Below are 20,417 nucleotides of genomic sequence, written 5' to 3' on the forward strand. Positions count from 1 at the left end.
CACCTCCTTACGCCCTTCCTAAATTAATAATCGTATCCATCACCTGTTCCATTACTGAAACGAGTCGAGCAGAGGCATTGTATGCTTTCTGAAAGCGTATGAGATCCGCGGCTTCCTCGTCTAAATTAACACCACTCTCTTGCTTTCTCTTTAGATCAAGCATCTTTGTCAAATTCTCTACATTCTTCTTTATGGTTTTATTGTTTTCTGAATCAGAGCCTATTCCAGACACCCATGAGTCAAAATATTCACGGGTGCTCTTTAATGTCATATCAGAAGTAAAGTTGGCCGGAGATGCAAGATTAATAGTATAGTTATTAACAGTAATAGAGGTTTGTCCCATGTTAATATCTCTTAGCTGTGCCATGGCAACAGCAACCGTAGAATCTCCAGAAAGATTGTAGTATCCATCTGAACCAACACCAGCAGTAGGATCTTGTCTTGCCGCTGCTAGCCTCTCGGGATGCCCATCAATATCGGGATTAAGATATACATGGGCAGCTATACCCCTAAAGTTTGAGCTTTTCCACAAACCACTGGAATCATCACCGGCATACAGTGTGGCAACTAAATCTTGTGGTCTTGAAGAAGTATATATACTATCTGGTACTAAGAATATATCCTCACCGGCATTACCATGAAGGTCTGCACCCTGCCTATGAACCTCATTGGCACGGGAGACAAGTCCCCATACCAACTTATCAAGTTTCTCAAGGGCATTCCAAATGACATCATCACGAGCCTCAATAAGACCAAAAAGCTTTCCACTTCTTAAACTCTTATTGTCAAGAGCTACATACTTCACAGACTCATCAGGCGAATCACTAAAGAACTTCACCCATAATGTATTTACCGATGTGTTATAAGGATCTACACCACTGAATGTACCACCATCACCATCGGGCGAACCATTAAAGCGGATCTTATCACCATTCCACCCTTTATTGCCATACGCACTGACAAACTTTGTTGTTGCATTAGAAAGATCAGAAACATCAGAGGCATTAATCTCCGTATTTTTGAAAACCTCTATAGGATTTACCCTTCTATCATCGATAATATTCATAGAACCTACAAACAAGGAGATACCACCATTGTCAAGCTTCTCAACCCGTACATTGACAAGCTTGCTAAGCTGATCAACGAGATAATCTCGTTTATCTAGCAAATCGTTAGGCCTCTGATTGGCAGCAAGTGCCTGTTCTATTTTTCCGTTAAGGTCAGCTATCTGATGAGCCAATGTATTTATCTTCTTGACTGTTTCACCTATCTGAAAGTCTATTTCAGACCTGAGGTCAATAAGCTGATTGGCATAATGATGAAAAGTATCAATAAGATTTTTCGTTCTTTCTATAACCATATTACGTATGGCAGGATCTTCCGGGGTCACACTTAGTTCCTGCCATGCATCAAAGTATGCAGACATAACAGAACCAAGTCCTATGTCACTAGGTTCTTGTAACATAGTTTCTATGACATCGTACACCCCTTCTTTGGCCTCTTCACTACCTAGCACACCATTTTCCTGCCGAAACTGTCTATCAAGAAAATCGTTTCTCAATCTCTGTATATACTTAACCTCTACACCTGTTCCTATCTGGCCAGGAATACCCATATAGCCCATGCCAGGAACTCCAAATGGATATGTGGTTTCCACCACACCACGCTGCCTTGTATAACCAGGAGTATTAACATTAGCAATATTATGAGATACAACATCCATAAGCAGCATATGTGCACCAAGAGAACGCTTCGCTATCTCAAGGGCAATATTTCCTGCACCTAGCATAGGCCATCACCTCACCCTGCCAGAAAAGTCGTAAGTAGATACACCGCTCTCCAGCGTTTTGAAAACATCTTTATACATGCTGACGGCCATGCTAAGCATTACGAGGTTGTTATCAAGCAGTTCAAGGAGCTCGGGAAGCTCCATTAAAATCTCTTCGTTTGAAAGAAGCTCTTCTCTTTGCTGAGGATCATCCCACCAACTACGAAAAATGGCCGCTTTCTCCTCTATCAGTGGGGTTAGCTCTTCTACTTTTTTACTATCCCACTGTGAGATATAGCGGCCCTGGGTGCGGATCAGATCCTTCAGCTCCTTAATCAGAGCTAAATACTGATCCGCACCTCTAGACATCGTCTATCACTCCTAATATTCGGGCAGCAACCTCTTCAGCAGAAACTTTATACTCTCCTCTGGCTATCTTATCTTTTAGTGCTTCGATGTATGCAGCTCTATCTGCCTGTAAACGCTCCAGAGATTTCGCCACATTAATCCTGACATCATCTTTTTTGCTAAGTGTCTTGCTCTTCTTACTTGCTGGTTTGATATCCTCTGCTTTATCCGCTCGAGCCAACCTAATTGATATGTCTGAAAGATGCACATACAACCTCTCAAGACTTGCACGCATGGCCTATCACCTCATAATCAATATCGGAAAGTCCTGTGCAAAATTCACTGCCTCACCCCAGTGAAGACAAGAAGAGCTCAGACTGATCTAATGTTTCATTGAAGAGAACATCTATTTCCTCAGGTGCTATACCCAACTCTTCCAAAACGTTTTCTTCTAAGGTGTAATTCAGGCCTTCTAAACCTTCACTACCCCAACCCATAGAATACGCTATGTAATCGGCAAGGTGCACAACCTTTGCCATCAAGTTGTCGGTCTCACTCGGTCTATGATGATACTTAATAGCATCAACATATATATCAGGCAAATTCCACTTCTCAGCTGCCATAGCACCTACAACAGCATGGTCATATCCAAGCACCTGTCTTTCTGCTTCATCAAATGTCTTACCCTCTGCTATTACCTTAACTATTTCTTCATATGCACCTGCAACGTAGGTAGCAAGCAAGAGCTTGCCTATATCGTGGATAAGACCTGCAACAAAAGCCTCTTCCATATTAACACCTTTAACATTTGCATGTTGGAGAATGAGTTTGCTTCCCACAGCAACCGCAACACTATGGCGCCACAAGGCACCTTCTGGTAAAGCATAACCAAGTACTGGTTTTTTCAGTGTACTGCTAAGAATAACGCTCCACACAACACTACGAGTAGTACTGAAGCCCAAAATAACAACTGCTTCGCTGATAGTAGAGACCCTCCTAGGGAAACCATAGTAAGCAGAATTTGCAAGCTTCAGAACTTCGGTGGTGAGCGCTTGGTCCATGGATATAAGTTTGGCAAGCTGAGAAATCTCCGCATCAGGATCATCAATGTAATTGATGATCCTCATTGCCACACTTGGAAGCGGTACTACCTCTTCTATCTTATCTATGAGTTTTTGTAAATCCGGAACTTTCACCACCGCTCAATCAACCCCTCATATTTATACTTGTTTGTATCATCTCATCTGCATTTTTTAAACTTCGGGCTGCAAATTGATAAGCCCTTTGAGCTTCTATGATACCTGTCATCTCCTCCGTTATATCAACAGAGGACGCCTCTAAATATCCTCCTAATACATTATAACCATTTTGTAGCAGAAAAACAGGACCACGGGCCACATATTTATTGTTTCCTGTCTTTACAAAGTTATCTGTCGACTGTGAATAATATATACCTACAGTGGCAATAACCTGATCCTTATACCAGATATTGCCCCTCTCATCTACCATAACCTCATCCAAATTAACACCCTTTAGATTAATAGGGTTTCCTCGATTATCGAGAACATGCATACCCTCATCATCTACAAGGTTGCCATCAACATCTATCTTGAAATCCCCATTGCGGGTATAAAACACATTACCAGCTTCGTCTCTAACAGCAAAATAACCCTTACCAAGGATAGCCATATTAACAGGAGTGTTTCCCTCTATAAAGTTGCCTTGAAACGGCATTTCATACTCACGAACGGCTAAAGAACCAGTAGAAATACCAACAGGTTTTGTAATACCATAGAACTGATTAATAATACCTGTCATAACAGCCCTTTCGAATGGCTTGTATCCAATGGTACCAACATTGGCAATATTTTGGGCATGAGCATTAATCTTAGATGCAGATGCCCACAACCCTGCTCTCGCTATCGAATAAGTCCATTCAGACATGATCTATCACCCCATTAAGAAACGGTGTTGATTAGTCTACCCACCGTATCATATTCGGTCGTAACAACTTTTGATGATGCCTGAAACGACCTAGCAGCACGAATCATATCAGTCATCTGCTTAATAACATCAACATTAGGCTCTTCTAAATAACCCTGTAACACAACAGAACCACTTCTTACCGCAGTCCCCGTATAAAATCCACCACCAATATCGGTCATACCATTGAGATTATATGTGGGTATGGTACCAATAAACCTACCGGCCGCATTAAACATGCGACCAGCGGGATCAACATAGAAATCTTCTGGCACCCTAATAGGCGCTCCGTTTTTACCTAAAAGCACCGATCCATCTGCAAGGGCTAACGTGCCATCTGGTTGTCTAATAAATTCTCCATTGCGTGTATATACTCTCTGTCCATTTCTACTGACGGCAAAATAACCATCACCAACAATAGCAAAATGATAAGGACTATCGGTAGGCTTTAAACCACCTTGTTCATTGGAATATGTAAGCGCATCTATCTGAACATTAAAAGTCAAGGGACCAATATCTGTAGCTTGTCCTTTTTCTACTCTTTTTAATACATGTTCCTCATCTATACCTATGGAAACAAGTTTTTCCCTAAAGCCCGGTGTATTGAGGTTAGACAAATTATCTTCTATAACCTCTTGCCATCTAAGATTTGTTATAAGCTTTGAAGTAGCCTGATATATACCTCTAAGCATCGTCATCGCCCTCCTTACCCAAGGCGACCATCAATGTAAACTTTACAGTCTCCTTAGGTACACCTAACTTTGCAACTATCTCACCTATATTATAACCCTTCAGATAGAGCATAATAATGTCCCTTGCCTGTTTATCAAAGTCTTTCCACTGCACTTCAACAAGTCTCTCAACTACAGTATCAACTCTCTCTAAATACTCCTTATAAACCGATGCCAGCGATTGCATATATGCCTTCATATGAAGCCTTTCTCGCTCCAGTTCCTCAATAAGCTTTTGATATTCATATTCTTTCTCATGGAGATAATCTTCCACAGTCTGTTTAAGCCATCGATAGGCAATGAAAAACATAATAACATTAACAACAAGAACAAGCAATATACCAAAGACAGTCCAAGCTATCACCTAATCACCTCCATAAGCATATATTCTTTACCTTTATTATCTTCAACAATGTAAACATTAAGCATGATACGTGTTCCTCTTGCCGGTATAACCAAAAGATATCCATTACCCAAATACTTTAATTTCCCTGAGGGACTAATGGCAACATTTGGGAAATAATATTTCAAATTAACAGAAGAGCGTATTTTCTTCTTCATAAGAAGTACTCTAAAAGCAGATTTAACATGGGCTGATACTTTATCAGCAGGTATTCCCCTTCTTTTTATAGGAACACCATAGAAACCAACAATAGTATGCACAGCAAATTTTAGCAAAGTAGAAACATGTCTTTTATAAACACGCAAAGATATATTGCGGTAGCGCCTCATATGAACCTTGAGCATGCGTTTGTTTCTCACCTTGGTTCTCAGAGGTCTGACGTGCATATTCTCTATATGAGCCTGTAGTTTAGGCACTTCTAACCTTGTTGTCACTACATCCAGTGGCTCACTATGAAGCATATGAGATGGCAAAGACAACAGGTAATCTGGCTCATGGGTTTTATAAGACCATACATCTAGCGGCTTAGAATGTATTCTGCGTATATATCCCAAACGAATAATGTAAGGTGAAAAGGCCACCCTGGCCTTATTAACCTTAATACTCATAATTTATACTGAGTATTGTAAATATAGTCAATAACACCTTCTACTCTCTTAAGAGGTTCTATAACATCGGCAATATGCATGGCGAATTCTACCAATATATCCACCAGCTTGCTTACATCCTTTTTCTTACCGGCAAGAAGTAGGTAATACGGAGATTGAGCTGGATACAGTTGGACAAGATAGCCTTCTCCCTCTGCCACATACTTACCAACATCCTCAAGGGGAGCATGCTGGGTATGTTCTAGATAGGCTATAGGAACAGAGGACCTAATTTGCAACATGTCTTTAGCACCGACAATAATATACTCAGGAGAAACAGACAACTCCTTAATAAGAGACTCACCAACAACTTTTACCCTAACAGCTAAATCTAAACTATCACCAAAGAGAATTCTCTGAACCTCTGTCGGTTCAACAGGGTCCGTATAACGAAATTCTTGAGGGATTCCAAACTCATTAAAAACACCTAATCCACCCATATAAACAAGCTCTCTTACAGGTTTGACAACCAAATATCCTAATAGGGAACCCATCCCTTATACCTCTCTTTCACATAATTTTTTAGCTTCATCAGAGCCTTGGTATGGAGTTGAGATACACGGGACGGAGATATATCTAAAATATGTGCTATTTCCTTAAACGCAAGTCCTTCATAGTAACGCAGGGTAATAATAAGGCGCTCCTTTTCATCCAATTCGCTTTTAATAGCTTCCGCAACAACCTTAATAAGCTCTTCTCGTGCCATCTCCTCTTCTATATTGCTTCGAGATGGAAACTCCTCATAAACTCTCATTAGGTACGACTCAAGAGACAACTCCGCAACTCCCTCAAGAGAATCAAACTCTGCTTCTGTAATCTCTCCATGCATATATTTTTCTTCCATGTCCTTGTATTTATCATATTGGGCACGACTGAAATAGCCCTGTTTTCTAAGGAAATCAACAATGGCATTTCGCATATTACGGTAGGCATATACCTCAAATGGAACTCCCTTATTGGGGTTATATGTATCAATGGATTTCAGCAAAGCCAGTAATGCCTCCGACCTTAAATCGTCCTCGTCTATACGGGGAGGCAAACTTGTATACGAAAACTTCCTTACGACTTTCTCCACCAGTTCCAGATACTTTCGCACCATCTCTTCTCTGTCTACAGCCATATCATTTTTCCTCCACTATATGCTCTTTCCCTAAAGTCGTAAGAGCTTCAACAATGTCATCAACACTGATTGCTTCCCATTTTTTCTGCTCTTCCTCTTCCTTCTCTTTCTTCAATCTTTCTATATATGCCTCGACCTCAGCCAACTTTTTCTGATACATATACTCTTCATAAGTCTCAACAATAGTTGCAATAATACGGGCCAACACCGCAGAAATAGCCACATTGAGAGAAAGATAAACAGATAGTTTATAGACAGTCAACTTACCATATAAAAAAGCAAGTAGAACGAAGATATTACCAAGTAGCATAAATAATCCCCAAAAGTACAATGTCTTTTTCATATCACTATATTTCTACTTGGCCTCCTCTAACTGTTCGTACATAGAATTTTCCGGTGGCAACATCTAATATAAAAGTTTTACCCTCGTTACCACCTACGGCCTCCCCATGCAGCGGCAACCCTAACTCTTTAAGCACCTTCTTTACTGCTGCAACATTTCGAGAACCTATATCCATAATCGGCGACTGAGATGTCTTAAACATGCTTGCACCGCCAGCAATCTTTACAATAAGCCTTTCCTTTTTGGCACCTGCCTCTAGCATCATATCTAAGAGATGAGGCACTCCTTTGTCTGCAAACTTACCTGGTAAATCTGTAGGTTTACCAACCTTAGAATCTGGTAGCAAGATATGTACCATCCCACCGATTTTCTCTACAGGATCGTACATACCCACTCCCACACATGAACCTAAACCTATCGCCATTAATATACCGTTCTTCTTTAGTACGAAGCTTTGACCAATACCTACATGTACGATATTCTTACTATTCAACATCCTCATCACCCAGCAGTCCCATTAGTTTTAGCAATTTAATAAAACTCTCTGGCGAAGGCACATTAACGATCCAGCCTTCGGCCTTATTATTTTCATCATTGCCTATAATAAATTCTGTCTTCACCACTAAAGCATAGTCTGTCTCAGCAGCAATACTAGCCAATGCTAAGTTTAACAAGGCCTGTAACATATCGTATGCAGCAGATGGTGGTGAAGGTAACACTTGTACATTAAAGAATGTGGCTATAGCATTTAAGAACGAGGCAGAAACAATATTGCCTATCTCCTGAATCATGGAAATTGTCATATCATCTATCTCTTCGACTTCCATTCCCATTAGTAGCTTGGCCAATGTTTTAACCGTGTCTTCTTTAAATATCAAAAGGATAACACCGTCAAGATCACCATTATATGTTAGCTGTACACCAAACGCCGGTTCATCTGGAGAACCAATCTTTTCTATAACATTGGGAATCTTCTCTACAATAACAGACGGAACAGTAATATCCACCTTCTGTCCTAACATTGCCGCTACTGCGGATGCAGCATTTCCTGAACCTATATTATTAATCTCTCTAAAAGCATCTATAAACAAGGGATTCTGGGTTATTAGCTTATCAAAGTCCACTATTCTCTACCTCCCATTAGCAGCTGTGTCAGATCGGTAATCAGTGCAATAGTACCATCACCTAATATTGTAGCACCAGAGATATAAGGAACACCTACATATTTACCCTTGAGGGGCTTAATAACGATCTCCTGCTGACCAATAAGATCATCTATTACTATGGCAGCACGGGAACCTGCACTTCTGACAACAACAAGATGCTGTCCTTCACCAGCTGTTGGTACTTTAAAGATGTCCTTGAGGTAATATACAGGCAAAACGTCTCCTCTGAGTATGAAGACTTCTCCAACCTGAGTCTTCTTCATACGCTCATCTTTCTCAACAACCTCATCAACACTACCCAGTGGTATGGCATATACCTCATCACCAACAGTAACAAGTAGGGCTGTAATAATAGCCAGTGTCAGAGGCAATCTGAGAATGAATTTTGTACCCTTGCCTAATTCTGACTGTATCTCAATACTGCCACCCAGTTGCTCGATAACAGCTTTAACAACATCCAGCCCCACACCTCTACCCGATACATCGGTAACTTTTTCAGCTGTGGAAAAACCTGGTCTAAATAGAAGCTCATAAATCTCTCTCTTCGTTAGAGTTTCGGCCTCCTCAGGGGATATAAGACCCTTCTCTATAGCTTTCTGCTTAACCTTTTCTGGATCAATACCCCTACCATCATCCTCAACCTCTATGAAGACATAGTTGCCCTCTGCATATGCTCTAAGCCAGAGGTGACCTTCTTCAGGCTTGCCTTTGGCAATTCTCTCTTCTGGGGTTTCTATACCATGATCTATAGCATTTCTCAGCAGATGAACAAGGGGATCACCCAGTTTATCAAGAATGGACCTGTCTATCTCTGTCTCTTCACCCTCTATAATAAACTCGACCTTCTTGCCAAACCGCTTGGCAAGGTCTCTTACCATACGAGGGAATCTACGGAAAACAAAAGCCATAGGAGTCATTCGCATAGACATAACTTCATTCTGCAGTTCTATAATAGACCTACCTATACGCTCAATAACACCCTCAAGAGCCTCCTGGGAGTTTTTCTCTTTGGCAACCTGAAGCTCTGTTCTGTAGATAACAAGCTCTCCAACAAGATTCATGAGTTTGTCAAGTTTAGACAGTGGCACACGAATAAGCTGCTCTATCTGATGCTTCTCTTTGTGTTCTTCTTTAGCTTTATCTTTCTTTTCTTCTTTGGCAGCAGGCTTCTGTGGCTGTGCTACCGACTCTGCAGTTTTTTCCTCTTTCTTCTCTTCAGCAGGTTTAGCTTCTGACTGCTTAAGAACATCAACATTTTGTATAACCTCTACCTCAACACTCTCTATCTCGGCTATAGACTCTATCTTCTTCTTTATTTCCTCAACATTAGTTCCCTGAGGGAAAATGGCCAGGAAGAAGATATCTCTATCAAATTTTTCTTGCTCTATATCTTCTGCAGGGGGAACGGATTTGACAACCTCACCTGCATGGTCTTCAATGGTCTTAACAACCATATATGCACGTACACTCTTCATCATAGTGCCTTCACGCATACGAACATGTATTTTTGCAACAACATTACCTGCCTTCACGGCGTCTTCTACAACCAAAAGGTCATAATCATTAAGCTCAAACTTGATAGACTCAGTAGCAGGCTCTTCTTTTTTCTCTTCCTTCTTTTCTGGTGCAGAGGTTGTTCCTGTTGGAACCTTACCCGATGCAGCTTCTTTGAGAGCATTTAACAGCTCTTCCTCTGGAGGTTCAACCTCATCACCGTTTGCAAGATTATCAACCTGTGCTTGCAGATAGTCAAGAACCCTAAACAAAAGATCTATGAGCTCTTCTGGAAGTACAGCCCCCTCTTTATCTCTAAACGGCTGAAGGGCACTTTCCATAAGATGGGTAACCTCTGCCATATGGGAAAAACCCATAGTAGCAGACATACCCTTCAATGTATGGGCTGCACGGAAAATTTCTCGAATAGCATCAAGATCACCAGGATGCTCTTCTAAAATAAGTAATTTATCATTGAGAATCTGCAAATATTCCCTTGCCTCGTCAATAAACACAGGGAGGTATTCATTTATATCTATTTCGCTCATCTACCGTCCCCCCTTCCTCTGAGCAAATTATCTATATCTATCATGAGCACAAATTTATCATTCCAAAGAAGGCTTGCCTTGAACTTTTCGGCACCTTCCATTCCTTCGGGTACTTCTTTCAATTCCTCTTCATCTACAAATAAAATACCAAGTATATGGTCAACAAGTATACCTATATCTTCTTCTCCTTCTCTTCCGGTGGATACCCAGAGTATACGCATCTGCTTTTTCTGCTCTTCTGTTAGCTCCTCATCTTCGTCAACATTAAAAAGTTTTCTACCATCTACAACAGGAAGAAGTATTCCACGAACATTCATAAGACCTTTAACAATAACTGGTGCATTAGGAAGTCTTGTAATCTTATCAAGTTTTAATATCTCTTTTACGTATTCAATTGGGGCAGCCATGTACTTATCTTTAAGACCAAATACTACCATGCCCACATTCATCTGCACCACCACCCTTTCTCACTTTTTGAAGAGAAGGCACGGATAAAGGCGTCCATCATAAAGCCACATTCCTTCATCTACCACCTCAAACCCAAGATTAGAAGCAAGTGCTTCATCTTCCTCTGTTTCAATTATACCAACTACCATTATATTTTTAGTACGACCACCGCATTGTTTCACATAATCCTCCACCATGCTTATAGGGCTAATAACAATACATGCAGAACTATTTCTGCCATCAAATAACAATTCATAACCTGACGATATTCCTGCATACTTTGCACTTGTCCTACCAAAAAATTCCATTACTCGATAGAAAATTTTCATAAATGATTTCCAATTATCAGCATCTATCTTATTAAAATCCTCTAAGAAAGCAAGATGCGACATTGCAAGATAAAATCTCTTTAGCGGAGTATAAAAAGCTTTCTTATCAGAGGATATATTCATTTCTTTGACAGAAAGCTTACCTTCGAGTGTACGATAGGCATTTCTCAAGGCCGAAAGCATCGCCTCTTCTGTAACATCTTCCTCCTCTTTCTTGTCCTCGCCAATATCTATATCTCTTGCAGATGCCACCTTGCTTCTAAGGTCCTGCCATACATCAAATACATGCTTACGCATCACTGGAGACAACTTCTGACCAGCCTGTTCCAGCTTAAGAAGATCATTAAGATATTTGACAGATTTTTCGTAATAACCTAACATATATGCTATAACGCCAGCAGAATATATAACTTTGACAAACATATCCCTAGATGAGTATCGCTCCTTCGTGCTTGACAGAGCTTCTTCATACATCTGCAATGCCTTAGCAAGGTATTCTCTTTCCTTATTTTCATCACCTATAAGTCTATATATCCAAGCCATCTTATGAAGCGTAAGCCCAAGCTTATGTTTAGGACCATTGGTAAATTCCAAAAGGCGATACACCCATTGATATATTTTCAATGCCCCTTCGGGATCTCTATCAGGTTTTGCCGCTATCGCCTTATCTGATGCAGGAACTTTAACGAGAAACTTAATAAGCTCTGTCTTGTTCTTCGTTGGTGGTTTATCAAATTCATTTCGGTAGTATGCATACCCACACTTTGGGCACATGTCCACTTCATAAAGAACCGGATGTTCCCCTTCAACATGGGGGAACATATCTATATCAATGGCAAGCACCCTATATGCATATCCTGACCGCAAAATTTTTATTTGAAAAGTATTACCACATATGGGACATGTCCTCTCCTCGTACCAATATGGTCTCACATTCACCAACCCCCAAGGAAATTTTTTATATTCTTCATTTCCATTATAATATAAGGGCTATGGGTAAAAGAAAGTTACCAAATATCGTCCAACTGGCATTGTTTACCGCCGCTGCACTGAGTATTGTTATTGGAGCAGGGAAACTACCGATACAAGACACACTTGGACTCAGGCTCATGAGTGTTTCCATTATATTTTATGCAGGTTTTGTCTTGGGAAGGGCTACAGAAAACTGGATACTCATGAAAAAGAACCGAGATACGGTGCTTAAAGAAGGTATTTACACAGAACATTCTCACCCTATATATTTAGGTACCTTTATGTTATTTGCAGGCTTAGCACTACTATTTCGCTCTACCTGGGGACTTGTATTTGCTACACTATGGGGATTATTCTTAACACATCAGAGTATTAAGGAAGGAAGAGAGGTAAAAAAACTTGAAAAGAAATCTAAAACTACTGATAGATAGGAAAGGAAGACGATTTCTCATTAATGTCATTCCAGGAGGCAAAAGTCATTTTCATCATGGCACCATTTTACATGATGAAATCCTTGCCGGCAAAACACATATTGTTTCATCCAAAGGTGCCAAGTTTGTTGTAATGGAACCTTCACTAGAAGATTATGTTCTTAAGATGCCAAGAAGAGCCCAGATTGTATATCCCAAAGAAAGCTCTCGCATTGTCAGTTTGCTTGATTTAAAAGATGGTGATAGAGTACTTGAGGCTGGCAGTGGTTCAGGTAGTCTTACGCTCTTCTTAGGCAGAGCAGTTGCCCCATCAGGACTTGTAGTATCTTATGATGTCAGACCGGAACATCAAGCACAGGCCATAAAAAATGTAGAAGGTTGGAAAGAAGAGATACCTGTAGAGTGGCGTATAGGCAAAGTAGAAGAAGTCCCAGAAAAATCATTTTACGATGCCATCGTCCTTGATCTACCAACCCCTTGGGTTGTCATACCTTATATAAAAGATGCTCTAAAGCCATCAGGGAGAATAGTTCTTTATCTCCCTAATATTCCCCAAATAACAAGAGCAGTATCAAGTCTCGCAGAAAATGATTTTGTTAACATCACAACTATGGAAATACTTGTTAGAAACTGGGAAATTGATGGAGAACGTGGTATTGCCCATCCTGAAATGAGGATGGTATCCCATACAGCATTCCTTGTTTGCGCTATCTATCTACCATCCACCTAGCCGTTCCAAAATGATTGCCAAGACAAGACATTGTAAACAAATACCGATTCATTTGTGAGTGTAACAGTCAAATAGGGACCAGAGGCTCTAACCCCTTTAACCCAAGTGGTAAATCCACCAGGTACTCTACCAATGTCGTACATATACCTGGTCGTTCCCATAATATCTAAAACAGAGATATACCTATTTCGCCTGACAATAACAGGTCCTACAGGAACATACATAGACAAAATAACTGTATACGTACCAGACGGTAGCTGAGCAGGTTCTCCAGCAAATCGGAATTCCGTACCATCGTACATAAGCAAAGCCACTTTATTCTTTGTCGTGATAAGATAAGCATCACCACGAGTTCGACGCACTTTTTCAATAGGATACTTAAATGGGCTAATAATTTCACCAAGCAATTTTCCATCAAAATCTACAAACGATAGATGATTAACATAGTCAATCATAAGAACACCTATCTTATCTAAAATGTATATTCCCCTCACCCATGTCTCCGTTTTTATACGGGCTCGTTCTTCAAATGGAGTCATAATAGAGATATATTCACCATTATAGAGGGCTATAACATTATTACCAGGAGCCACATTTTCGAAATGTCCCTTGAAATGTCTCACCTCTCCCCCGTTTTGGAGCCAAAATACCTTTCGAGGTGTTAATATGGCAAGAGAATGTTCTCCTCCCTCAACAATTCTTGTTAGGTCTTTAATATAGATACCCGTATGATATAACTGAAAGCGTGGCATATCAAGAAACAATAGCTCATCAGAAGATAATATAGCCAACACATCACCCAATCTATACAGCTGTCCCCCTTTAGAAACGGGAACAGCTACCTCATCAAATATCTTAGGAATACCATCGATATCTATACGTGCAAGCAATCCCTTACTGAGTATATAAGTTCCATATACCGATGTGTACGCATCAAACACCGGTTTCACAAGCCTTATAGGCCCAACCTTTCCCTTTCCAGAGGGTTCCATCTCAAAGTCAAAGTATGAAGTTTCCCCTGGTTCCATCCATACATAGGTGTTAATCGTCTCAAACAATGGCCTCTTAACTTTCATATGCTTGCTGCCAGGGAAAATACGGTCCACTATAACTGGTGCTACTCCAACAAACTCATCATCTATATATACAGCACTTTCCTCAGGTTCAACATTAATAACAGCCCTTGCCATAACATCACTAAACAGAGCCTCAACCTCTGGAGAAACGGCAAATCCACTCCTCTTCGCTGCATTGACTACCTCAACAGCGAAATCGAGGGCTCTTTTATATCTATTTTCCCTTGTTGAGGACAATGATTTAATAAATACCTCATCAAAAGCACTGGGAACGGCTTTTTCATATAGCGATGGCTCTCTGGTCAGCCCCTTGTCTATCCAATCCATAAACTCTTTAGAATTATCAGGTTCAAACGGTAGATGCCCTGTCATAACCTCATAAAGCATAAGTCCAAGCTGGTATATATCGGTGCGCGGATCGAGAGGTTCGCCTTTGATCTGCTCCGGCGCCATATATGCGGGAGTACCTGCATATCTACCCTTTACAGTATGAGAGAACATATTTATAGCTATACCAAAGTCTGTAATACGGGGTTCATTAAACTCATCATACAAGACATTGGCAGGCTTTATATCCCTATGTATTACGCCATTGGCATGTGCAAAATCTATAGCAAGTGCTACCTTAATAATATCTTCGATAAGTTTCATGCGGTCATCGGAATTTATACGCTCCTTAAGAGAACCGCCGGGCAAATATTCCATAACAACATATACATACTCAGGAGTATCAATAAAATCGTATAGTTTCACAATATAAGGATGCATAAGCCCCCTAAGAACTACAAACTCCCTACGATATGTATCGGCACTTTCATAGTTTTCACGCTTCATTATCTTCACAGCAACATTTAGACCAGAATCGGTCTCAACAGCTTTAAACACCTGCGCCATACCGCCCTCGCCAATAAAATCGACAACGAGGTAAACGGTATCCCTACCCTGTATTCTGTCTCCTATCTTTGCATACCTTACTCCCATACAACCACCACAAAACTAAAGTTATCGAAAGCTCCTCTTTCGTAAACAAGCTGTTTAATATACTGTGCTGCCTCTCGAGGAGTTTTGTCTAAGAATGCATCTCTAATTTCTTCAGGAGATACATGAAGTGTTACCCCATCAGATGCTAAAAAGATGATATCTCCCTTTTGTAAAGGACATTCATACTCCCCCGGTCCTGTATATATACCGGGATAACCTCCCATACAGTTAACAAGAGTAGTATTAAGTACTAAACTACCCTCAGAATATACCCATGTACCTACAATATGGGGCTCATCAAGACGTCTAATACGAGGCCCCCTAATAAGAAAAATAGGAGAATCACCGGCATACCCTATATAAACATTGCTCTCATCAAAAATGGCCATACTCATTGTGGTAGAAGCCCCACGCATAGAGGGATCCGCTTCTTGTAAAAAGATTAGTGCCTCCTGAACTTTATCAAATATAGACCTTATCAGTTGAAGACTGGGTGATACCCCCCTATCAATCATATCTTTAAAATAGGCCATAGCTATCTCTACAGCAGCTTGAGAGGCCCTCTCGCCATATGGACTACCAGCAACACCATCGGCAACAATAGCAGCAAATGGTGGAGAAACTGTCATATGTGTACCCGGAGCAGGATACACATAATCTTCCATGTTGTTCCTAACTTTTCCCATTTCCGCAACCGATATAATTAGAGCCATACGAGAGCAAACCTCTCCTTCCCAAATCTATCTCTATAATATTTTACCCTTGAGATGGTGAAAATCTCATGCTTTTCTAAAGAGTCCCTGGTCGTATCGTCAAATTCAAAGAGGAAACCTCCGTGAAAATGCATATCAACAAGTTTATTTAGCAGGCAATGAATAAAATCCACTCCATTATTACCACCATAAAGTGCTGCCTCCGGTTCTTTATTTACAAGATTATCAACCGTAAATCTATCGCTATCTGGCAAATACGGCGGGTTCGAGACAATGAAGTTCACAGGTAAATAATTCTCAAGAAAAGAGAATACATCGGCATGATAAAGTTGCAGCCGACTAACAACATCAAATTTTCTGGCATTGACAAACGTATTGACAACAGCCAAAGGGTTAATGTCGATACCAATAACATTTATATCTTGTCTACCCATGAGAATAGATACACCAATAACACCTGTGCCAACACCAACCTCTAAAACATGAGCATCTTCAGGAATGGCTTCGAGAGCAATGTCAACAAGGTCCTCTGTTTCTTCTCTTGGAATAAACACATCGGGAAAGACAAAAAATGGTTTTCCTCTGAACTCTTCAACGCCACATATATACTGTATGGGGATGCTTTTCTTTATATCATCTGCTACACGGTAAAGCCAAAGATCATCTACATTGGCAGTAGTATCCCAACAAGAAGAAAGGCCAAAGCAATATTTCAAAACAAAGCACACATCGTGTTCATAACTGGTTCCGTAAACCTGTAAGAGGGCTTCTTTGATAACTCTACGTGCAGAGAAAACATCCATCAACTCTGAGATATACTTTGTAGTTTATCCTTTGTTTCAGCAACCCTTAGTGCCTGTACCAGCTCATCAAGATCGCCATCAAGTATAGCATCCAAATTGTACAGTGTCAGTCCAATACGATGATCTGTCACACGACTTTGTGGAAAATTATATGTGCGGATCTTTTCACTTCTATCACCACTACCCACCAAAGAGCGGCGGAGTGCAGAAACTTCCTGCTCTTGTTGCTGCTGCATCATCTGGTAAACCCTTGCCTTTAAAATTTTCATGGCCTTTGCCCTATTCTGATGCTGTGACCTCTCTGTCGTTGCAACAACAGTGATTCCTGTAGGTTTGTGAATCAGTCTCACACCACTCTCGCGCTTGTTCTGGTGCTGTCCACCTTTACCACCAGAGCGGAATGTTTCCATCTCTATATCCTCAGGTCTAATATCAATCTCGACCTCATCAGGTTCTTTCATAACAACAACAGAAGCAGCAGAAGTGTGTATCCTACCTCCAGACTCTGTCACTGGTACCCTTTGTACCCTATGTACTCCTCCCTCATACTTCAAATGGGAATATACCCCCTCACCCTTCACCTCAAATGTAATCTCTTTAATACCACCAAGGTCCGTCTCATTGACAGATAGTACATCTACAGTCCAACCTTTGCGTTCAGCATAACGAGAATACATCCGAAAAAGATCTCCAGCAAACAGAGCTGCTTCTTCACCACCTACACCGGCACGAATTTCCATAATAACATTGCGTTCATCGTCAGGATCAGGTGGCACTAACACATCAGGAAGTTTCTCTTCCATCTCTTCAAGCTGTTTTTCCACTTCTTTGAGTTCATCTTTGGCAAGCTCTAACATATCATCATCGGTTTCTTCCTCTAATATCTGCCTAGCTTCTTCTCTACGCCCTATCAGCTCAAGATACCTCTTGGCAGTAGGCACAACCTTCTGAAGCGCTTTTCTCTTACGAGACAACTCCACCATCTTATTCTGATTAGAATAGATAGAAGGATCGCTGAGTTGATGCTCTATATCCTCATATTCTTTTACAAGCTCTTTGCACTTTTTTATAAGAATCTCTTCAGGAAGCACTACCTTCACCTCTCCCTTTCTGTTTTATAACGATATTCATGTAGCAATCATCATCACCTTCAGGACAGTATCCAAGCATAACACATCTTGGTCCAACACCATCAAATATTATAGGAGCAACTTTTTTCACCTCGTTTAGCATAAGTGCAGCAGCCTGTCTTATCTCCCATTGTGCATGGGTGCACAGTCTCAGGCCAAAGAAGTGTATGAGTTCTCTGGCATTCATAGTCACCATAATCGGTGACGTCACAGCCTGCGGAATAAGAAAACGGGCATCTTCCCTGGGTATACCTAGATCAAGCAATTTGTGATAAAGCTCCACAGACTTACCAATATGTTCCCGATAAAGGGCTATGGTCTCTTCATTGTCTGCAATAGTAGTTGGCACTTGAAAAGCCTCGTCATTTATCTCTGTATATCTATGAGACCGTTGACTGTATGAGGCAATCCTGTGTCTTACAAGTTGATGGGTGCATACCCTGCTGCACCCATCAACAATGAAGGTAAAGTTTGCATGCTCAAGAACACTATGATGGCCTCTTTTTAGCACAGTGTGTATAAGCTTTTTCATACGCCGCCTATATTTGGGCTCATCTTTGTGAGCTAATATATCATCCCACATATTCAGCGGCTCATCGGTAGTATAGGTTAGTTTTGTTGCATAGTAAACAACAGCATCAGGATTCGGCGTATACGCAAGAAGTTTGACCTGAATCACAGGCATCACCCTTTAAGCGTTTTCATCATAAGATTGAGAAACTCCTCGTTGGTATCAGTCTCCTTAAGATAGTTGATAAGCTCCTGAAGTGCAGCCATGTTATCCCTTTCACTAAGGATACGCCTCAGATACCAGACGGCTTTCCGCTCATCTTCACTGTAGAGTTTTTCCTCATGTCTTGTTCCACTGCGGTGTACATCAATAGCCGGATATATACGTCTTTCAGCAAGCTTTCTATCAAGAACCAGCTCCATATTACCTGTACCTTTAAACTCTTCGAAGATAACTTCGTCCATACGACTACCTGTTTCGACAAGGGCAGTAGCAAGTATTGTAAGACTACCTCCCTCTCTAAAGTTTCGAGCTGCACCAAAGAAACGCTTTGGCCCCATAAAAGCTGCGGGATCAAGACCACCGGATAGGGTTCTACCAGAAGCCGGTAGGTTAAGGTTGTATGCCCTTGTCATACGGGTAATACCATCAAGTAATATAAGGACATCTCGACCAATTTCTGCTTGCCTCTTAGCATAGTTCAACACAATATCCGCTACCTGCTCATGATATGTGGGCTCAAGGTCAAATGTAGAGGCAATAACTTTAGCCTTAGGCACATTGTCCCTCATATAGGTAACCTCTTCAGGTCTTTCATCGATAAGGAGAATAATAACCTCTACCTCAGGATGATTCTGGGTAATAGCCCTTGCAATGTCTTTGATAATAGTAGTCTTTCCAGCTTTAGGAGGTGCAACAATAAGCCCACGCTGCCCCTTACCTATAGGTGAAAACAGGTCAATAATACGAGTTGTCAGCACCTTTGGTCCCAAATAGAGATTAAAACGCTCCTCTGGGAAAATCGGGGTTAAATCTTCAAATTCGGGTCTTTTTTTGTATTTCTTATCAAACTCTTCCACAGGTATACGGTTAATCTTGTGTATCTGAAGAAGGGAATGATAGTTTTCGCCTGGATGTGGATCCCTCATAAGACCTTCAATCTCATCACCAGGACGCAGGTTAAACCTTGCCACCTGCTTAGGAGACACATATACATCCATCCATCGTGGTGGAGTTCCCTTAACGACCTTTAAAAACCATTGCTCCTTTTGCTGTCCCCTATTATCCTTACCCTTTTTTAGTACAAGAATACCCTTCTCTTCAAATGTACGGTCTTTTACTTCCACATGCGAACTTTTCTTATCCGATTTTTTTTCTGAAGATTTTTCAGTTTTAACCTTAGATTCCTTTTTCTCTTCCTTTGGCTCTTCCGGTGATTCCTCTATCTCCTCTTCCTCAGAAACAGGAGGCTGGGCAACTTCACCAACCCCAGCCTCCTTTAACAGTTTCTCTGTAAAAGAAGCAATCTCCTCATAGCCATTTTCTCTTAAAGCCTTCAAGGCCTCTTCTGTATTTTCCAGTATATATGTGGCTATTTTTTCAGACATTTCTGCCTTCGTAAGGCTACCCAGCTTAGACACACCAATATCTTTACCTAGTTTCCTTAGATCGTTGTATTTATAGTTCGTCTTTAGATACATAGCAAGACGCTTCTTCATTTCATCCAACATTAATCCCTCCCTA

Annotated in this window: 24 protein-coding genes; 2 read left to right on the forward strand and 22 right to left on the reverse strand. The window is 40.8% G+C overall.

The window, feature by feature from the left end; genetic code table 11:
- Positions 1–7 precede the first annotated feature (7 nt).
- From flgK to GM182_RS05755, 16 genes are read right to left on the reverse strand one after another with little or no spacing between them, the layout of a single operon-like run.
- Positions 8–1,789 carry a flagellar hook-associated protein FlgK gene (gene flgK / locus GM182_RS05680; protein WP_449186144.1) on the reverse strand — a complete coding sequence of 594 codons (1,782 nt, stop codon included), beginning with the start codon at positions 1,787–1,789 and terminating at the stop codon, positions 8–10.
- Between the two features lie 6 nt (positions 1,790–1,795).
- Positions 1,796–2,137 (reverse strand): hypothetical protein, encoded by a 342-nt coding sequence (locus GM182_RS05685; RefSeq protein WP_449186145.1) that lies wholly within the window; start codon positions 2,135–2,137, stop codon positions 1,796–1,798.
- Positions 2,130–2,411 carry a flagellar biosynthesis anti-sigma factor FlgM gene (locus GM182_RS05690; protein WP_449186146.1) on the reverse strand — a complete coding sequence of 94 codons (282 nt, stop codon included), beginning with the start codon at positions 2,409–2,411 and terminating at the stop codon, positions 2,130–2,132. The genes GM182_RS05685 and GM182_RS05690 overlap by 8 nt, the downstream gene beginning before the upstream one ends.
- Positions 2,412–2,463: 52 nt before the next feature.
- Positions 2,464–3,315: an HDOD domain-containing protein gene (locus tag GM182_RS05695; RefSeq protein ID WP_449186147.1), complete on the reverse strand. Its 852-nt coding sequence runs from the start codon at positions 3,313–3,315 to the stop codon at positions 2,464–2,466.
- 7 nt (positions 3,316–3,322) lie between these two features.
- On the reverse strand, positions 3,323–4,060 hold the full coding sequence (locus tag GM182_RS05700; RefSeq protein WP_449186148.1) for a flagellar hook-basal body protein: 738 nt from the start codon (positions 4,058–4,060) through the stop codon (positions 3,323–3,325).
- 14 nt (positions 4,061–4,074) lie between these two features.
- Entirely contained in the window at positions 4,075–4,791 is a 717-nt protein-coding gene (locus GM182_RS05705; RefSeq protein ID WP_449186149.1) for a flagellar hook-basal body protein, read from the reverse strand.
- A complete protein-coding gene (locus tag GM182_RS05710) occupies positions 4,784–5,194 on the reverse strand; it encodes a sigma-70 RNA polymerase sigma factor region 4 domain-containing protein (RefSeq protein WP_449186150.1) in 411 nt (136 codons plus the stop codon). Before GM182_RS05710 ends, GM182_RS05705 begins: the two co-directional genes overlap by 8 nt.
- Positions 5,191–5,841 carry a hypothetical protein gene (locus GM182_RS05715; RefSeq protein ID WP_449186151.1) on the reverse strand — a complete coding sequence of 217 codons (651 nt, stop codon included), beginning with the start codon at positions 5,839–5,841 and terminating at the stop codon, positions 5,191–5,193. The genes GM182_RS05710 and GM182_RS05715 overlap by 4 nt, the downstream gene beginning before the upstream one ends.
- A complete protein-coding gene (locus GM182_RS05720) occupies positions 5,838–6,374 on the reverse strand; it encodes a hypothetical protein (protein WP_449186152.1) in 537 nt (178 codons plus the stop codon). Before GM182_RS05720 ends, GM182_RS05715 begins: the two co-directional genes overlap by 4 nt.
- Complete coding sequence (locus GM182_RS05725; protein ID WP_449186153.1) at positions 6,359–7,000, reverse strand: sigma-70 family RNA polymerase sigma factor; 642 nt, start codon at positions 6,998–7,000, stop codon at positions 6,359–6,361. Before GM182_RS05725 ends, GM182_RS05720 begins: the two co-directional genes overlap by 16 nt.
- Before the next feature lies 1 nt (position 7,001).
- Positions 7,002–7,343 carry a hypothetical protein gene (locus tag GM182_RS05730; protein WP_449186154.1) on the reverse strand — a complete coding sequence of 114 codons (342 nt, stop codon included), beginning with the start codon at positions 7,341–7,343 and terminating at the stop codon, positions 7,002–7,004.
- Positions 7,344–7,347: 4 nt separating this feature from the next.
- Entirely contained in the window at positions 7,348–7,836 is a 489-nt protein-coding gene (locus GM182_RS05735) for a chemotaxis protein CheD (protein ID WP_449186155.1), read from the reverse strand.
- Positions 7,829–8,467: a chemotaxis protein CheC gene (locus GM182_RS05740; protein ID WP_449186156.1), complete on the reverse strand. Its 639-nt coding sequence runs from the start codon at positions 8,465–8,467 to the stop codon at positions 7,829–7,831. Before GM182_RS05740 ends, GM182_RS05735 begins: the two co-directional genes overlap by 8 nt.
- Positions 8,467–10,551, reverse strand: a complete 2,085-nt coding sequence (locus tag GM182_RS05745; protein ID WP_449186157.1) for a chemotaxis protein CheA — start codon at positions 10,549–10,551, stop codon at positions 8,467–8,469. Before GM182_RS05745 ends, GM182_RS05740 begins: the two co-directional genes overlap by 1 nt.
- Positions 10,548–11,000 (reverse strand): chemotaxis protein CheW, encoded by a 453-nt coding sequence (locus GM182_RS05750; RefSeq protein WP_449186158.1) that lies wholly within the window; start codon positions 10,998–11,000, stop codon positions 10,548–10,550. Before GM182_RS05750 ends, GM182_RS05745 begins: the two co-directional genes overlap by 4 nt.
- Before the next feature lie 18 nt (positions 11,001–11,018).
- Complete coding sequence (locus GM182_RS05755; RefSeq protein ID WP_449186159.1) at positions 11,019–12,260, reverse strand: DUF2225 domain-containing protein; 1,242 nt, start codon at positions 12,258–12,260, stop codon at positions 11,019–11,021.
- A 59-nt stretch (positions 12,261–12,319) separates the two neighbouring features.
- Here GM182_RS05755 and GM182_RS05760 point away from each other — a divergent pair, with 59 nt between their 5' ends.
- Together GM182_RS05760 and GM182_RS05765 are read left to right on the forward strand one after the other, a co-directional pair.
- Complete coding sequence (locus GM182_RS05760; protein ID WP_449186160.1) at positions 12,320–12,730, forward strand: methyltransferase; 411 nt, start codon at positions 12,320–12,322, stop codon at positions 12,728–12,730.
- Positions 12,699–13,460, forward strand: a complete 762-nt coding sequence (locus GM182_RS05765) for a tRNA (adenine-N1)-methyltransferase (RefSeq protein ID WP_449186161.1) — start codon at positions 12,699–12,701, stop codon at positions 13,458–13,460. Before GM182_RS05760 ends, GM182_RS05765 begins: the two co-directional genes overlap by 32 nt.
- Here the strand turns inward: GM182_RS05765 and GM182_RS05770 are convergent.
- From GM182_RS05770 to rho, 6 genes are read right to left on the reverse strand one after another with little or no spacing between them, the layout of a single operon-like run.
- Positions 13,457–15,517 (reverse strand): serine/threonine protein kinase, encoded by a 2,061-nt coding sequence (locus GM182_RS05770; protein WP_449186162.1) that lies wholly within the window; start codon positions 15,515–15,517, stop codon positions 13,457–13,459. The two genes, GM182_RS05765 and GM182_RS05770, sit on opposite strands and share 4 nt — an antisense overlap.
- Positions 15,508–16,230: a PP2C family protein-serine/threonine phosphatase gene (locus GM182_RS05775; RefSeq protein ID WP_449186163.1), complete on the reverse strand. Its 723-nt coding sequence runs from the start codon at positions 16,228–16,230 to the stop codon at positions 15,508–15,510. The genes GM182_RS05770 and GM182_RS05775 overlap by 10 nt, the downstream gene beginning before the upstream one ends.
- Entirely contained in the window at positions 16,221–17,033 is an 813-nt protein-coding gene (locus GM182_RS05780) for a N5-glutamine methyltransferase family protein (protein ID WP_449186164.1), read from the reverse strand. The genes GM182_RS05775 and GM182_RS05780 overlap by 10 nt, the downstream gene beginning before the upstream one ends.
- A complete protein-coding gene (gene prfA, locus GM182_RS05785) occupies positions 17,033–18,124 on the reverse strand; it encodes a peptide chain release factor 1 (RefSeq protein ID WP_449187294.1) in 1,092 nt (363 codons plus the stop codon). Before prfA ends, GM182_RS05780 begins: the two co-directional genes overlap by 1 nt.
- Positions 18,114–18,848 (reverse strand): FAD-dependent thymidylate synthase, encoded by a 735-nt coding sequence (thyX, locus tag GM182_RS05790; protein WP_449186165.1) that lies wholly within the window; start codon positions 18,846–18,848, stop codon positions 18,114–18,116. The genes prfA and thyX overlap by 11 nt, the downstream gene beginning before the upstream one ends.
- Entirely contained in the window at positions 18,848–20,392 is a 1,545-nt protein-coding gene (gene rho, locus GM182_RS05795; RefSeq protein ID WP_449187295.1) for a transcription termination factor Rho, read from the reverse strand. Before rho ends, thyX begins: the two co-directional genes overlap by 1 nt.
- Between the last annotated feature and the right edge of the window lie 25 nt (positions 20,393–20,417).

Origin of the sequence: Zhurongbacter thermophilus, assembly GCF_026184435.1 — a bacterium.
Lineage (GTDB): Bacteria > Coprothermobacterota > Coprothermobacteria > Coprothermobacterales > JAADFF01 > JAADFF01.

What these genes read in the sequence shown, in the direction of transcription:
- GM182_RS05750 (WP_449186158.1), bottom strand. Translation starts at nt 11,000, where the DNA reads ATGAATGTGGGCATGGTAGTATTTGGTCTTAAAGATAAGTACATGGCT.
- GM182_RS05770 (WP_449186162.1), bottom strand. Translation starts at nt 15,517, where the DNA reads ATGGGAGTAAGGTATGCAAAGATAGGAGACAGAATACAGGGTAGGGAT.
- GM182_RS05685 (WP_449186145.1), bottom strand. Translation starts at nt 2,137, where the DNA reads ATGTCTAGAGGTGCGGATCAGTATTTAGCTCTGATTAAGGAGCTGAAG.
- thyX (WP_449186165.1), bottom strand. Translation starts at nt 18,848, where the DNA reads ATGCCTGTGATTCAGGTCAAACTTCTTGCGTATACGCCGAATCCTGAT.
- GM182_RS05730 (WP_449186154.1), bottom strand. Translation starts at nt 7,343, where the DNA reads ATGAAAAAGACATTGTACTTTTGGGGATTATTTATGCTACTTGGTAAT.
- GM182_RS05690 (WP_449186146.1), bottom strand. Translation starts at nt 2,411, where the DNA reads ATGCGTGCAAGTCTTGAGAGGTTGTATGTGCATCTTTCAGACATATCA.
- GM182_RS05705 (WP_449186149.1), bottom strand. Translation starts at nt 4,791, where the DNA reads ATGCTTAGAGGTATATATCAGGCTACTTCAAAGCTTATAACAAATCTT.
- GM182_RS05725 (WP_449186153.1), bottom strand. Translation starts at nt 7,000, where the DNA reads ATGGCTGTAGACAGAGAAGAGATGGTGCGAAAGTATCTGGAACTGGTG.
- flgK (WP_449186144.1), bottom strand. Translation starts at nt 1,789, where the DNA reads ATGCTAGGTGCAGGAAATATTGCCCTTGAGATAGCGAAGCGTTCTCTT.
- GM182_RS05780 (WP_449186164.1), bottom strand. Translation starts at nt 17,033, where the DNA reads ATGGATGTTTTCTCTGCACGTAGAGTTATCAAAGAAGCCCTCTTACAG.
- GM182_RS05715 (WP_449186151.1), bottom strand. Translation starts at nt 5,841, where the DNA reads ATGAGTATTAAGGTTAATAAGGCCAGGGTGGCCTTTTCACCTTACATT.
- rho (WP_449187295.1), bottom strand. Translation starts at nt 20,392, where the DNA reads ATGAAGAAGCGTCTTGCTATGTATCTAAAGACGAACTATAAATACAAC.
- GM182_RS05775 (WP_449186163.1), bottom strand. Translation starts at nt 16,230, where the DNA reads ATGGCTCTAATTATATCGGTTGCGGAAATGGGAAAAGTTAGGAACAAC.
- GM182_RS05745 (WP_449186157.1), bottom strand. Translation starts at nt 10,551, where the DNA reads ATGAGCGAAATAGATATAAATGAATACCTCCCTGTGTTTATTGACGAG.
- GM182_RS05700 (WP_449186148.1), bottom strand. Translation starts at nt 4,060, where the DNA reads ATGTCTGAATGGACTTATTCGATAGCGAGAGCAGGGTTGTGGGCATCT.
- GM182_RS05760 (WP_449186160.1), top strand. Translation starts at nt 12,320, where the DNA reads ATGGGTAAAAGAAAGTTACCAAATATCGTCCAACTGGCATTGTTTACC.
- GM182_RS05720 (WP_449186152.1), bottom strand. Translation starts at nt 6,374, where the DNA reads ATGGGTTCCCTATTAGGATATTTGGTTGTCAAACCTGTAAGAGAGCTT.